This is a genomic window from Micromonospora sp. NPDC023814, assembly GCF_040639595.1.
Taxonomy (GTDB): domain Bacteria; phylum Actinomycetota; class Actinomycetes; order Mycobacteriales; family Micromonosporaceae; genus Micromonospora.
Map to the genome: position 1 here is coordinate 1 of NZ_JBFAAF010000122.1, position 13,431 is coordinate 13,431.

12 protein-coding genes and 3 pseudogenes are annotated in these 13,431 nt (G+C 68.8%); 5 read left to right on the forward strand and 10 right to left on the reverse strand.

From position 1 onward, the window contains the following. Positions 1 to 518: 518 nt before the first annotated feature. On the forward strand, positions 519 to 1,907 hold the full coding sequence (locus tag AB0G14_RS33425) for a hypothetical protein (protein WP_357704423.1): 1,389 nt from the start codon (positions 519 to 521) through the stop codon (positions 1,905 to 1,907). Between the two features lie 132 nt (positions 1,908 to 2,039). Here AB0G14_RS33425 and AB0G14_RS33430 read toward each other — a convergent pair. Then, a pseudogene (locus AB0G14_RS33430) lies at positions 2,040 to 2,333 on the reverse strand (DUF664 domain-containing protein); the annotation flags it as partial. 15 nt (positions 2,334 to 2,348) lie between these two features. Further along, on the reverse strand, positions 2,349 to 2,801 hold the full coding sequence (locus AB0G14_RS33435; RefSeq protein ID WP_357704425.1) for a hypothetical protein: 453 nt from the start codon (positions 2,799 to 2,801) through the stop codon (positions 2,349 to 2,351). A gap of 189 nt (positions 2,802 to 2,990) precedes the next feature. Between AB0G14_RS33435 and AB0G14_RS33440 the strand changes: the two genes are divergently transcribed. Further along, the gene (locus tag AB0G14_RS33440) at positions 2,991 to 3,395 is read left to right on the forward strand and encodes a hypothetical protein (protein WP_357704427.1); all 405 of its coding nucleotides are present in this window, start codon (positions 2,991 to 2,993) and stop codon (positions 3,393 to 3,395) included. Between the two features lie 578 nt (positions 3,396 to 3,973). Here the strand turns inward: AB0G14_RS33440 and AB0G14_RS33445 are convergent. The 8 genes and pseudogenes from AB0G14_RS33445 to AB0G14_RS33480 all read right to left on the reverse strand — a co-directional run bounded on the left by AB0G14_RS33445 (position 3,974) and on the right by AB0G14_RS33480 (position 10,626). After that, positions 3,974 to 5,197, reverse strand: coding sequence for an NAD(P)/FAD-dependent oxidoreductase (locus AB0G14_RS33445; RefSeq protein WP_357704429.1), 1,224 nt, complete (start codon positions 5,195 to 5,197; stop codon positions 3,974 to 3,976). Positions 5,198 to 5,857: 660 nt separating this feature from the next. Continuing rightward, the gene (locus AB0G14_RS33450) at positions 5,858 to 6,085 is read right to left on the reverse strand and encodes a transposase family protein (RefSeq protein ID WP_357704445.1); all 228 of its coding nucleotides are present in this window, start codon (positions 6,083 to 6,085) and stop codon (positions 5,858 to 5,860) included. Between the two features lie 526 nt (positions 6,086 to 6,611). Next, positions 6,612 to 6,959, reverse strand: coding sequence for a VOC family protein (locus AB0G14_RS33455; RefSeq protein ID WP_357704431.1), 348 nt, complete (start codon positions 6,957 to 6,959; stop codon positions 6,612 to 6,614). Between the two features lie 330 nt (positions 6,960 to 7,289). After that, positions 7,290 to 7,495 (reverse strand): annotated as a pseudogene (locus AB0G14_RS33460) (IS481 family transposase); the annotation flags it as partial. Between the two features lie 82 nt (positions 7,496 to 7,577). After that, positions 7,578 to 7,793: pseudogene (locus tag AB0G14_RS33465) on the reverse strand (AAA family ATPase); the annotation flags it as partial. Positions 7,794 to 7,849: 56 nt separating this feature from the next. Continuing rightward, positions 7,850 to 9,088 carry a methyltransferase, FxLD system gene (fxlM, locus tag AB0G14_RS33470; RefSeq protein ID WP_357704433.1) on the reverse strand — a complete coding sequence of 413 codons (1,239 nt, stop codon included), beginning with the start codon at positions 9,086 to 9,088 and terminating at the stop codon, positions 7,850 to 7,852. A gap of 205 nt (positions 9,089 to 9,293) precedes the next feature. Beyond that, positions 9,294 to 10,319 (reverse strand): methyltransferase domain-containing protein, encoded by a 1,026-nt coding sequence (locus tag AB0G14_RS33475; RefSeq protein ID WP_357704435.1) that lies wholly within the window; start codon positions 10,317 to 10,319, stop codon positions 9,294 to 9,296. A 43-nt stretch (positions 10,320 to 10,362) separates the two neighbouring features. Next, entirely contained in the window at positions 10,363 to 10,626 is a 264-nt protein-coding gene (locus AB0G14_RS33480; RefSeq protein ID WP_357704437.1) for a hypothetical protein, read from the reverse strand. A 211-nt stretch (positions 10,627 to 10,837) separates the two neighbouring features. On the opposite strand from AB0G14_RS33480, the gene AB0G14_RS33485 reads away from it, so the two are divergent. From AB0G14_RS33485 to AB0G14_RS33495, 3 genes are read left to right on the forward strand one after another with little or no spacing between them, the layout of a single operon-like run. Then, positions 10,838 to 11,884 (forward strand): ATP-binding protein, encoded by a 1,047-nt coding sequence (locus AB0G14_RS33485; protein WP_357704439.1) that lies wholly within the window; start codon positions 10,838 to 10,840, stop codon positions 11,882 to 11,884. After that, positions 11,877 to 12,980: a hypothetical protein gene (locus tag AB0G14_RS33490; protein WP_357704441.1), complete on the forward strand. Its 1,104-nt coding sequence runs from the start codon at positions 11,877 to 11,879 to the stop codon at positions 12,978 to 12,980. The genes AB0G14_RS33485 and AB0G14_RS33490 overlap by 8 nt, the downstream gene beginning before the upstream one ends. Beyond that, on the forward strand, positions 12,959 to 13,360 hold the full coding sequence (locus AB0G14_RS33495; RefSeq protein WP_357704443.1) for a response regulator: 402 nt from the start codon (positions 12,959 to 12,961) through the stop codon (positions 13,358 to 13,360). Before AB0G14_RS33490 ends, AB0G14_RS33495 begins: the two co-directional genes overlap by 22 nt. The last annotated feature ends 71 nt before the right edge of the window (positions 13,361 to 13,431 follow it).

Consider the following 13,431-nt stretch of genomic DNA (forward strand, 5'->3'; position numbering starts at 1 on the left):
GCCGCGCACGGCCGCAACATCATGCACGCCCTCACCGAACTCGCCACCGGCCGTCCCTGGCTACCCGCAACCGGAACGACCACCTGATCAGTCACAGCCCCTGGCCTGTCCAGGTTTCAGTCGTCTTCGACGACCCCGTGTCCCTTCGCCCCGAACGGCTCATCGCCGAGGGGGCTGGGCATCAGCTGCGGGGAGATCGCTCGCCGCGTCAAGATCGGCATTCCGCTGAACCGCAGCACTCGCAGGGACTTCTCGTTCGTCCTGCTATGAGCCGCCGCCGTGGGCCTGAGCCGGAGCGAGAGGCAAGGTGGCCTTGCCCCGGAGTACATCACGCGGCGGTCCGCGCGCGGTCGCTCATGACCGGGCGCGAACGAGGGTCAGGGCCGGCCCGATACCGGCGACGAAGGTGAACGGCCGGGTGCATACATCCGGACGTGGCCGATGAGAGGGCGTGATCGCAGCCGAGCGGGGCCCGTGGTCAAGACGCGCATGTCGCGCTGCCCATAGGCTTCTCGGTCATGACCGGGGCTTCTGCCATGTCGATGTTCGCGGCGCTGCTGGACCGTTCGGTGGCCAGCATTGGGGAACTGGCGGCCGATGGTCGCCGCTTCGACCGGCAGGCTGTCGTCCAGATCGCGGACGTTTGGGACAACAACACCTTCCCGCTGTTCGATGCGGCGCTCAGTCGTCCGGCGTGGTTGCGTGAGAGGCGCGCGAGGGCGGCGCTCGTGTGGATGGCAGATCTGGCGCCGCCCCGGCGGGCGTGGATGATCGAGCAGGCCGCGGTCGCCGGACACCGATTGGAGCCCCTGCTGCCCCCGCTCGTCCACCGTGCCGGGCACTACCGCGACTACCAGGGGCGGGTTCAGCCTGGCACCGCGCCACTGATCGCGGCGGCTGCCGCGAGCGTCGCGAAGGACTACGACCTGGCCCGCGCCGAGGTCCGGACGGTGCGGGTGGAACGCGCCGGGCAGGAGTTGTCCGGTTACGTCGCCCTGGCGGCGCCGCGCCGCTACGCCACCCCAGGCGACCGCGGGGACGCGGTCGTGCAAGTGTTCCTCAGCGACGTCCGGGCCGTGAGGTTCGACAGCGATGACGGGGCTGGTGCGACCTTGGCCGCGGATGCCGCCGGAGTCGAGGTCTGTGTCGGCACTCAGGGGCGCCTTCGCGCCGCCTCGGCCACTGTGGGGTTCGACGACTCCTCGTGGCACCTGTCGCACGCCGGGCAGGCCGCCGACGCGTCCACTCCACGCCGCCGCGCCGGCCGGCGCAAGCCGCGGCAGATCCAGCTGTCACTGCCGCCCGGTGGGGCCGTGGATGCCGCCACCGTGCTCCACCAGGCGATGCTGGAGATCCGGTCGGTGCGTTACGCGCAGGCCGTCGGCCGGGTTTCGCTGCGGGAGTTGTGTGACACCTTCGCAGGCGCCGGTGACGCTGTGCTCACCGCTGCCGGTCAGCCCGGAGCGGCGCGTGACGATGCGTTGCGACGGTTGGCCGAGGGATGGCTCACCAGGAGTCCCCTCCTTGCCCACCGGATCGCCGGCCGTTTCGCAGATGACCACTGGGTTCACGCGCTGGTTCCGACTAGCTCACCTCGATCCACGGTGGCCGGTCAACCAACGCAAGCGCAGCTCACGCTGGCCGACTACACCGCCGCCCACGCCTGGTTCGGTGCGGTACGCGACGCCTCAGCGGTGGTCAACCTCGCCGTTCCCTGCGATGACGGCACGTGGGGGCTGCGGGCGGTCGAGTTCGAGCGACCCGCGCGGCTGTGGGTGCGCACAGCCGCGCTGACAGCCCCCCACGCCGTCTCGTGCACCGCCGGCGAGTCGCTGTCCCTCGGCGACGATGCTTTCATCGTCACCCGCCACGAGCCGCACCTTGGCAGTGGCTCAGTGCCTGGCTGAACCGGATGCCGTACGTCCGGTCGTGGCGGATGCGTTGGTGGTCCGCTCCTTGTCGCGCTGGCCAGTCGTGGCGTCCTCACCTGCCGAAGAGCGGATGCTGAACTCACCGACTGCGCCGACGGGACCGGGCGGCTAACCGAAGCGGTCAGCCAGCTTCGTCAGCTTGGTGACGTACGCCGGCCAGTCGTAGTCGTGAGGGATGTTGGTGTTCTCCCGCCGCAGGCCGATCGCCGTGTCGTGCTGCTCGCGCATGATGTCGGCGTGACCGGCGTGACGAGCGAGGTCGCAGGTCACGTGGACGATGATCCTTTGCAGCGTCACGGCCTGTCCACCTGGCCGCCACCACGACACCCGCCCCGGCGCGTCGAGCGGTAGCTGCTCGATCGTCTGATCCGCGAACACCCCGACGCGGCGATACAGGTGCACCTGCGTGAGTGGGCATCAGGTGTCGTACTCGACGCTGTCCCATGGTTCGGTGAAGGCCATGTAGTCGCCGGGCTCGAGGGTGACCCACCATACGTCGTCGTCATCCTCGGGCTCTCTGGGAACCAGGCCGAAGGTCGTACCGAACCGATTGATCGCGAAGGGCTCGACTTCGATACGGGTGAACGTAACCTCCCCGAGTTCCTTCAACCGGGCGTCGTATTCCGCCCGCCGCGCCGCCCGGTCCATCCGAGTTCTGGGACCGAAGGCGTCAATCCTGGCCTCCAGGAACCGGCCGTCGGCATCGAAGAGGTACAGGGCGACGAACTCCTGACCGTCGTCCTCGCGACGAATGGCGGGCTCAAACGGGGTGGTGAGGAAGAACTGCCTTCCGTCGGCGGTGCGCCCCACATGCTCGGCGTGATAGGCATCGTGATTGATGGCAAGACGGCTCGGCGGTCCGTTCTTCATCCAACTCGTCCTTTCTTCGCACGGACGGTGTGAGCCGTCGAGATCGCCAAATCAGCATCCTGCCGTCCAGGTACGACACGATCTTGTCCCAACGATCTCACCACCGTGCCCTCGCTGCCGCGATCCGGGCGCTCCGCCCCTCGTCGTGGTAACACGCTGACGATGCGCGGGTACGCGTACACGGCGTTGATGCTGCAGTTCCTGCAGTTCCTGCAGTTTCTGCAGGCCCGAGGGCTCGACCTGGCGTCGGCTTCCGAGGCTGACATCCAGGACTTCCGGCGTTGGCGGCCCGACGAGGCCGAGCAGACGGTCGGTGAGGCGGCCTGGGATCGCGACGCGGCAGCGATCGGCTGCCTTTACGACTTCCTGTTGCGGCAGGGCGTCGTTGAGCGCCGGCCATGGCGAGCGACGACCCGGCGGCAGCGGCCGCTGGCCAGCGGGACCCGCCGCGATATGCGGGTGTGGCACATGGAGCTTGAGAAGTACCTGTACTGCCGGGACGTCGGATTCGGCGAGCTGGCGCCCGACGGCGGCCTCGACCAGGGCCTCCGGGGCTGGCGACCGCATCGCAACCGCGCGGGCCGGATGGGCTGACCTCGGAGGCCACCGTGGCGGCCCGCGACACCGGTGCCCGCAGGGGTGTCTTCGCCGCCCAGGGCGGCAGCGTTGGCTGCCGCAGGCCCGGAGGTTGAAGATCGCGGCGGTCATAGCCGGTGCCGCTCGTGCCCGCCGTGCTGCCGTCCACTGTGGCCGACTCCGGGAGGCATGCGCCTGGTGTCGGTCCGTGTTGGTGTCGGACGGCTGAGCTCGCGCGGCAGGTGGTAGTAGCTGGGCAGGGCGGGCAGGGTGGCCCGGTCGGGCCGGGACAGCCGGGGCCGGCCTCGGACCTGTCGGCGCAGCACCGCTACCTCGTCGTGTAGGGCGAGGACCTCCGCCAGCAGGGCCGTGTCGCTTAGGAGCAGTAGCCCAGCCCGCCGACGATCCGGATCATCATCAGGTACAGCCGTCGAACCAACACACCGATGATCTGAACGCGGGCCGAAGCATTTCCGTTCACTACCTTGCTACGAGTTCCGGCCCCATGCACGCCATGCAGTCACCGATGGATGATTCTGTACGCCTATTGCTTGCGTAATTGCCCAGATTTTGGGGGCGGCGCCGCCGACGTCTGTTTATGTACGGGGCTCCTGACTATCGAGTGGTCGGTGTGTACCGGCTGAGAGGATGTGGTCGATGTTGGCCGGGTCGAAGTACTCCGGGATCGGGGTACTGCCCTGCAGCATGCCGAAGAACCGGGTGCTTTCCGCTGGGTCTGCCGCGATCGTGGTGAGCAGCTTCGCCATGTCCGCTGACGGCGGCTCCATCGAGGCCAGCTGGCAGGTCAGCTGCAGCGCGGGTCGGAACCGGTCGTCCCGCGCGGCCACGTACGACGCCACGGCCTCGTCCAGATCCTGCTCGCCGGCCAGCCCACGATGGACAACATCGGCGAGCAGCTGCGCGCACACGAACGCGTCGGTGATGCCGGCGGCCATGCACGGATCCTTGTGGTAGCCGGCGTCGCCGACCAAGGCCCAGCCCGGCCCGTGCGACTCGCGGAAGAAGTTCGGCAGATCCGCCGTACCGCGGATGCGCTCCACCCGCTCGCCGGCAGCGACCCGAGCGGCCAGTGCGGGCACTCGGCCGATCGCCTCCAGGTAGTTGCGCTCGACGTCCTTCCGGAACGCGTGGAACTGCGCGATCGGGCAGGCGACGAACACGCACGCCAGGTTGTCGTTGGTCGGGAAGACCACGACCGTGCGGTCGCCGAGCTGGTAGATCTCCGCGCCCAGGCCGGAAACGGACCGGTAGTAGGCGTAGTAGCAGGCCGTCAGCGACGGCGTCGCGTCATACGTCCCGGCGCCGGTCTTGCGGGCCACGACCGAGCGTAGTCCGTCGGCGCCGATCACGATCCGGGCCTTGACCGGGCCGTCCGGGCCGTGCACGCCAGTGACCCGCCCGTCGGCGTCGTGCAGCAGACCATCGACGGTGAAACCCTCGCGCACCTCAGCGCCGGCCTCCCGCGCCGCGTCAACGAGGATCTTGTCTAGGAGGGTGCGGCGCACACAGTAGGCGTGTTGTGCGCCGTCGACCGGGGGCGGCGGGCCTGCGATGGCGAACGGCCCGAAGTCCATCGTAAACCGCTCGTGTGGCGGGGCGCCCGTCGCGACCACCCGGTCCAGTAAGCCCCACCGGCGCAGGTACGCCATCGCGGGCACATGCAGCAGGTGCGTCGACAGCACGTCGCTCGGGAACGTCTCGCGGTCCACCAGCAGCACCCGGTGACCCTGGCGGGCCAGCAGCATAGCGGTCGGGGAGCCGGCGACCCGAGCGCCGACCACCACGGCGGCGTACGTCACCTTTCTACCCTAACGCCATCGATGCACGCCGTCGACCAACAGGATCTGCACCGCTCCGCCTCCGCCCGCATCACCGGGTCCGCCCCGGGCAGGGCCCGGCCGGCAGCCAAGCCTTCCCAGAACGCAGGAACGTACGCTCATGGCCGGACCGCGTACCACCAGAAGATCAGTAGCCGATGCCGGTACGCGCTGCCGGCTACAGTCCGCATACGGGGCTGAGGCAACGTGCCTTCGCCCCGCGAGTAACCTCTACCCGGGCTGGGAGATCGACTCACGGTTGATGTAGGCGACCTGGGCGGCAGGTCAGCAGGGCCAACACTCACGCGGCCATGTAGGTTGGCGCGGATCTTGTCGTCGAACGGCTGGCACTGCCCTAACGATCGCGACGGCGGTCGGCGTCCGCCGAGCCCCGGGCGATCGGCTGCCGCGCCGCTTCGCGGCTTGCCATCGGATACCGGGGGTCCAGGCCGTGGAGAGCCGGCGACACGGCAAGCCGCCCCCGCCCGGAGGCCGGTGGCGGTAAGCCGTACGCCGGACAACCGCGCAGCCGTGCCAGCCACCTGCCAGTAGCCGGTGTCCCAGGCGGTCAGCAGCGGTCATGATCGGGCAGCAGGACACCGCCGCCGACCAGGCACTCCTGCCAGATCACAATGTGAGCGCTCATCCGGTGGTGATCGTGATCTGGTGCATGGCCTTGGTGCGGTTCAGATCGGTGGTGAGCCTGGCCCACGCCGACCGGTCCAGATCCCGAGCCCAGTCCCCGATCGCGGCGAACGTGACCGCTCCGGCCAGCACCGCGCACACCGCCACCGCCAGCAGGCTGGCCAGCGGATAACGGGCCCCGCGCGGATCCCGCGGGTCGGGCACAGCAGCCAGCGCGGCCAACAACCCGAGCCGCTCACGTTCGGTGAACACGACCGGCTGGATGGAAGCGGTTGGTCCATGCGGCAACAACACCGCGATCGGCGATGATGACATCTGCGGGTGTAGTCCTCGTTCCGAACCAGGTGGCGTCAGGAACCACCATGATCACCGATGGGGCCACACCCGCCCCACGAGACCCCGCCCCAGCCAACACAGCCGAAAGCCCAGGTCAGCCCCACATCAAACGACTACGCGATAGCTCCGACTCACCACAGAGGACGTCTCCGGCGGGGGGCGCTTCGGCTCCGGGGCGGAGCGGAAGCATCACTGCCTGCCGACGACCCCAGGCCGAGCCGAGCAGACCAGGACCAGGGTGTCGAGGTCGTTCGTCAGGTAGGGCGCTCCACCTCGACACCCCTGGCCCCACCTCGCTCCCCGTCGGGTGGGTCAACGGCACACGGGATGGCAAATCACTGGCGCTCGATTGAACTACGGGGGGACGGGGGAAGAGTGGTCCGAGGTCACCACGCCTACAGCGCGGGGCCAGTGATCATCCGGTCGTCGAGACCTCTCCGCCGATTCCGGTCTCGTTGCCGTCGCTGTCGTGGAAGACGTACTTCCAGACTGATTCGTGCTTCTCAACGTCGACCGGCTCCACGCCCCGTCCGGAGATCCTCGCAACCTCGGCGACTGGGTCGTCGACCCAAATCATGCTGACAGCTCCGCCGGCCCGGTCGGGATCCTGGATGATGTACACGTACCGATCCTCGGCCAACTGCCAGACCGCCTCGATCTCGTTCGGATAGAAGGCCGGTTCAGCACCGAGCAGCCGCTTGTACCACTCCAGGGCGCTGTCATAGTCGCGCACCGGGATGCCCGCAAACACTCCTACCGCCATGTCTGTCTCCCCAGTCGATGTCGAGCCCGACCGGTGCCGGGCCCTGAAGGACAGACCGGACCTGGCAGCGAAACCTAACGGGCTCGACCCGATCGCCTTCGGACGGGTCCCGCGCCCAGGTTACCTCTTGCGGTGGCGGTGTGCGCGGTGCTGGCCGGCGCAGTCACGTTCGCCGCGATCGCGGACTGGGCACGGGATCTGGACGGGACCATCGGATAGCACCACAGCAACGGTGAATTCAACATCGCCAGCGCCACCAGACGCGCCAACCGCCGACCCAAACACCTCATCGACACCGCTACCAGGAGCAATCCGACTACGCAATGCCCCTGCCGGGCGGGGTTTGGTGAACCGGCCGGTGAACTGTTTGCCGTTATCCGTGAGCACTTCGCCCGGCACGCCGATCCGGGTTAGGGCGGCGGCGAACGCGGCGCAGACCGCCCGGCCGGTGGCCCGGCGAAACACGGTGGCGATCACCAGTAGCGGGAAGGGGCATCCAAACCGGTGACCACCGTTGCTTCCGTGCCGTCAGCGAGGAGGTCGAAGTAGAAGACGGTGCTCGGCCCGGAATGCTCGGGCGATCAGCCGGCGCAGGATCGCGCCATGGCCGCGGTTGTCCAGGATGCCTTCCAGAAATGACGTGGTAGCCGGCTTCGAGCGCGGCACGCGCGGTCGCAGCGATGAACGCCGGCGCCACCGGCTGCATCCGGTTGCCGCCGTGTTCTCTGAGCAGGACTCTGCGGAGGTAATCCTGTTCCACTAAGTGCCCCGGCCTGCTCTTCTGCGAACTTCGTGGGCGGTGGTGGTCTTTCCCGAGCCTGAATTGCCGCGAATCACGACCAGCGTGGGCAGCTGCGGGGAGTCACGTTCGGTGCGCGACGGGTCGACGGTCACCGCGGTTCTCCCGTGGCGGGCCAGGTGACGGTGATCGTGGCGTGGCGGCGGGTGACGAGCAGTTGGGGCCGGTCGGGTGCGGGCGGGTGTGTGCCGGTGGGGTGCACGGTGATCCTCGGGCCGGGGCCGTGCCGGTGGTCGTGGTCCCAGACCGCGATGAGGTCGAGCATGTCGGCGGTGAGGGTGTCGGCACCGGGTCCGAAGCCGTGGGCGCCGAACTGCCAGGTGGAGTCGTCGAGTTTCCGCATGGCGAGGTAGGCGAAGCTGTCGGCGGTGAGCAGGGTCGGGCAGACGAACCGGTCTTGAGGGTCGATCAGGCCGGCGGCGCGCTCGCGGTCTACGGTGAGAGTGCCGAAGGGCTTGGGCTGACTGGCCAGCCACAGGTGCAGTGACTCGAAGGAAGAGCCTTCCTGCATCGTGATGGTGACCGGCGACCAGGCGTCCAGCCGTGGCGAGTGCAGCGCGGAGGCGAGTGCGTCCAGGCCCACCTCGGTGGTGGTGTCGTCCAGGGTCAGGACGACGTCGTCGCCGCGTAGGGCCAGACGGCGGGTGGGACTGCGCCCGTCGCCCTGCATCGGCACGAACCCGCATTGCAGTGCCGTGGTGGCGAGAAGATGTTCCTCGTGGCGTCGCAGGGTGAGGCACCGGGTCATGTTGCGCATCCGCAGCGGCACGATGAGAACACCGTCCGGGGCGAGTTGGGTGAGCCAGGCCGGTGGGAGGTCCGGTGTCTCCACGGTGACGATGATGGCGTCGTACGGGGCGCTGGGCTGGTGTCCGTACTCGCCGTCGCCGTGCACCACCGTCACGTGCCGGTAGCCGGCGCGGTCCAAGCCGGTGCGGGCGCGGTCGATGACGTCGGTGTCGATGTCGACGGTGACGACCTTGCCGTCCGGGCCGACGACGTCGGCGATCAGCGCGGCGTTGTAGCCGCCGGAGCCGATCTCGAGGACCCGGGCGCCGGGCCGCAGGGCGGCCTGTTCCAGCATGTGGGCCTGCAGCCAGGGCGCCGACACTGAGCTGGTTGCTTTCCCGGCCGGGTCGCGTTGGGTGATCACGACATCGTCGGCGTACGCCTCTGTCAGGGTGACGGTGTCCGGCACGAACAGATGCCGCGGCACGGCGCGGAACGCCGCGCGCACCGCTGGTGTCCGGATCCACTCCTTCTTCGACAGGTGTGCCGCCAGGGCGGCGCGCAGTTGCTCCGGTGACGTGCTCGCAACAGCAGAATCCATGAACGCCCCTTCTCGTGAATGGTCGGTGCGGGGAACTGTCCGGGTGCGACGTGTGGGAGACGCGCGACGGTCACGGGCAGATCCCACGGCGGCGCGGCACCGGTAGCCGGCGGGTCACGACGCGCTTCGACGAAGGCGACAAATGCCCCCAGGACTCTCCCACCCTGCGTGCTCGGTTCGTCTTCTGACGGTTTCTTCGGTGGAGTCAGTAGAACGCACGCAGGTCCCAGCCGGGAAAGTCGCCGCCGTGGTAGGGCACGAGAGCGGTGGTGAAGGAGTCGGCGGCGGGGCGGCCGGCGCGTTCCCATTGTTCGAGCCAGTCCCGCAGGATGCTCAGTGACGGTGAGTCCGGGCTGTCGGCGATGAGGGTGGCGTCGGTTAGGATCACGGCGGCCGAAGTGGCGGTGGTGTGGCCGATGCCGCGGATCTGGTTGCGGAGGGCGGCGAGGCTCAGGTGCGGGTCGCCGAGGGCTGCCGCGTAGGTGTGCCACGACCGCCAGTCCAGCGGTTGCCGGTTGTAGGTTTCGGTGTGTCCCGGGTGCAGCAGGTGGTTGAGCGCTGAGCGGGCGCCGGTGCGCTGGTCGTCATCGTCGGCGCGCCAGCCGATGGCTATCCAGGACGGATCCGGCTGGTAGTCGCACCAGTCGACCCAGCGGCCGGGGACGGTCAGGGCGTCGTCGACCGCTGTGGTGGTGCTCTGGGCGTAGCCGCCGCCGGTGACGGCCTCAATGCACGGCTGCCCGGCCTCGACGGTGATGGTGGCGATCAGTGTGGTGGACGGCAGCTGCGCGATTGGCAGGCAGGCGACGATCCGCCCACCGTCGACAACCTGGTCTATCCAAGTTCGTGGGAGCCGTGGGGGCGCGCACCAGGCCACAGCACGGTGGTAGGGGGCTGCGGCCGGATAGCCGGCGAGGCCGTCGGCGACGTGGCAGTCGACACCGGTGACCTCGCGTTCGGCGTGGATCGCCGTGGCACGTCGGACGAGATCGTCGCTGATGTCGACGCTGATGACCCGTCCGCGCGGCCCGCAGAGATTGGCGAGGATGGCGCCGCTGTACCCGGAGCCGGTACCGATCTCCAACACCCGGTCCCCGGCGCGCACCTGCAAGGCGGCCAGTTCGCGGCGGATGGACTCGGGCTGGGATCGGTGCACGGTTTCTCCGTACCGCTCGTGATGGGTGTAGATCGGAGCTGGTACAGCGCCGAAGGCGTCATCGAGAACGGTCACGGCTCCTCCATCACGGGCGGCTGGGCTGCCGCGGGGCGGCTGTTCAGGGGCGGGTGCGGTCGATGCTGCGCGCATCGGTGACCCGCCGGGCGGCATAGATGTCACCGGCTCGGGCCGTGCTGCGCCACGGCCGAACCTGGTTGAGATGTTCCTGCCAGGTCCCAGTGATCGGATAGCCACTGAAGGGGTTGTAGAAACCTGGGACGGCTGCCTCGGCTGCGCGCGCCCCGATACTGACCGCAGTGGCAGTACCGGCCGCCACCGTTGCGTACAAGAAGGTCCGTCTGCTGAACCCGTCGCCTGCCATCAACCGACTCCCACGTTGAGGGGTGCTGTGCGCCCCGAACCTAGACGGTTAGGGTCTTCGCGTGGTTATCGAAGTTGATCGCAGTCTCGTGACGCGGCCGCAGACGTCCTGCTCCTGCCGCGGGACATGACAGATCGCCATGCCGTCGAGTTCAGGGCCGGGCAGCGTAGAGGCGGAGTTCCTGGCCTCAGCACGCCGGTACGCGGCGCCCATGCGTGGGTTCGTGCTATTGCTCATCAGCGCTTTCGGGCTTCTGACGGTTCCCGGCGATGCACTGCCGCTAGGGTTCGCGCTGTTCGGGCTGATGGTGGTCGGTGCCGTGGTGGACTGCCGCGCCGGGTTTTCCGAGCGTGCGGCGCCACTGGCGCTTACGTTCACGTTGGCGCGTGTTGCGGCGATCTGCGTGACGCAGGAGTGGACCGATGGAAAGCCCAATCAGTGGGCACTCAACGTGCTGACCACGACGTCGATCACTTTGCAGTGGGACTGGCCGCCGAAGGTGTCGCTGCCCGTCACGGCCGGGTTGCTCGTGGCCGGCTTCGCCATGGTTGGCGTGGGCGAGGGGAGCGCGGTCGGCCTGCGGCTGCTGGTCGAGTGCGTCATGGCGCGTCTGGCGTTCGTGTTGTTGCAGCGGTCCAGCAGGCGCGTGGACGTATTGCGGGCACGCCAGGCGGTGCTGGCGCGGGCCGAGGCGGTGGCGGTGGCGCGGCACTCCCAGGAACGGGAGTTCCTCGCGTTGCTGCACGACACGGCCTCGGCAACGTTTCTCCTGGTGACGACGCACGGCCGGGATACCGACCCCGAGCAGGTGGCCGAGTACGCACGGCACGACCTGACCGTGCTCACAGGCGCTACAGGTGGGCAGAACTCGCAGGACAGCCCGGTGGACCTAAATGTCGCGCTGCGCTCCGTCGTGGATCGAACTCCACTGACCGTCAACGTCCTCTGGCGGGAAGGGACGGTGGTGCCCGCGTCGGCAGCACTCGCGCTGGTGCGTGCAGTACGTGAAGCGCTGGCCAACGTCGAGCGGCACGCCGCAGTACGCGACGCCACGCTGAGCATCCACGTCGAGGGGGACCGCGTAGTCGTTACGGTCGACGACGCGGGCGTGGGGTTCTGCCCTGGCGAGGTGCCGCACTCCCGCCGCGGCATTCGGGGCTCGATCGTCGAACGCATGACCACGGCCGGCGGCAACGCCCTTGTCACCTCGCGCCCCGGTACAGGGACCTCCGTGCGGCTGATGTGGCCCGGTGCCTGAGAGCCGCGCCGCGCGCGACCACGTGCACCCCACGATGCGGATTGCGCTGCTGTGCGTCACCGGCGTCGTGCAATTCGGGCTGTGTGTACGGCCACTGATCGAATATGAGTACCAGCCGAGGTGGGTCGCCGTGGCCGCTTTCACGGCACTGGCGCTCGTCACCGCCGCCTGTGCCGTGTGGGTGGTGCGCCGAAAGCCCATACCGCCCGCCGTCGTGGTGGTCGGCACGGCGGTCACGCTGGCAGCCTCGGCCGCTGCCACCCGCGTCCTGCCACCGGGCGAGCACTTCGGCACCCCAGACTGGTCGTTCGGCCTGGTGGGGTGGCATCTGTTGCTACTGCTCCTGGACCGCGTGCCCGTGCTGCTCACCGCCATGGCCGTGCATCTGACGGCGAGCGTTGGCCAATTTTTGTTAGCGGTCGTGCCGGACCGCGCCGGGATCGGTGCCGCGGGCATCGTCGCGCTCAGCACTGCCAGCATCCAGCTGGCGGTCGTGCCGATCTCGCGGATGCTGCGCCACAGAACCCATCAGGCGATGTCAGTAACCGCCGAGCAGGAGCAGCTGATCACAAGGGTGATGGCGGTCGAGCAGTGGGAACAGGAACAGCGCACCGTCTTCGCCGGGCAGTTGGGCGTGACACTGCCGCTACTAGCAGACTTGGCCGATGGCGTGCTGGACCCCCGCGACGACGACACCCGACGACGGTGCTCCCTCGCGGCGACCCAGCTCCGCAGGTTGTTCGCCGAGAACGACGAAGTCCCTGATCCGCTGGTGCACGAAGTCACCGCGTGTGTCGATGAGGCCGAACGACGCGGCATCGAGGTGTCGCTGGCGGTCAGCGGCGCGGCCGTGGCGGTGCCCCCCGACGTGCGTCGGGAACTCACCAGCCCTGTCGTGGCGACGTTGGCTGCGGCACAGTCCCACGCGCGGGTGAGTGTGCTGCGTACCGGCGAGGACGTGCGGGTCGCGGTGATGGCGGATGCCGGCACCGGCCCCGACGTGGTCACCGCGATCTCCGCACAGGTTGTAGTCGACTATGACACTCATGGCGAGTATGTGCGAATGGAGGCCAGATGGCAGACGAGGAACAGCTGAGCGCCGTGATCGTCGATGACCACCCGGCCGTGCTGGCCGGGGTGGCCCACTGGCTGTCCTCCGGAACACCGCCGATACGGGTGGCCGCCTCAGGCAAGGACGTCCGCGTCGCGTGGGTCGATGAGGGTGCCCAGGCCGACGTGGTCATCCTCGACCTGCACCTGGGCGGACCGACCCCGGCGATGGGCGACCTGCGCAGATTGGTGCAGGCGGGGCGGCGGGTCGTCGTCTACTCGATGCGCGCCGACGACGTGATCGCACTTCAGTGCCTGGAGTTGGGCGCGCTGAGCTACCTGACGAAGGCTGAGGGCACCGAGCATCTCCTCAACGCCACCAGGGCTGCAGCGGCCGGTCAGGCCCTGTCTGCCAGGCTGAGATGAGGCAGCCTCCCCGGTGAAGCTAGGCTTGCTGGGAGACAGGAAGAGGATCATCGTGACACTGCCCAACACGC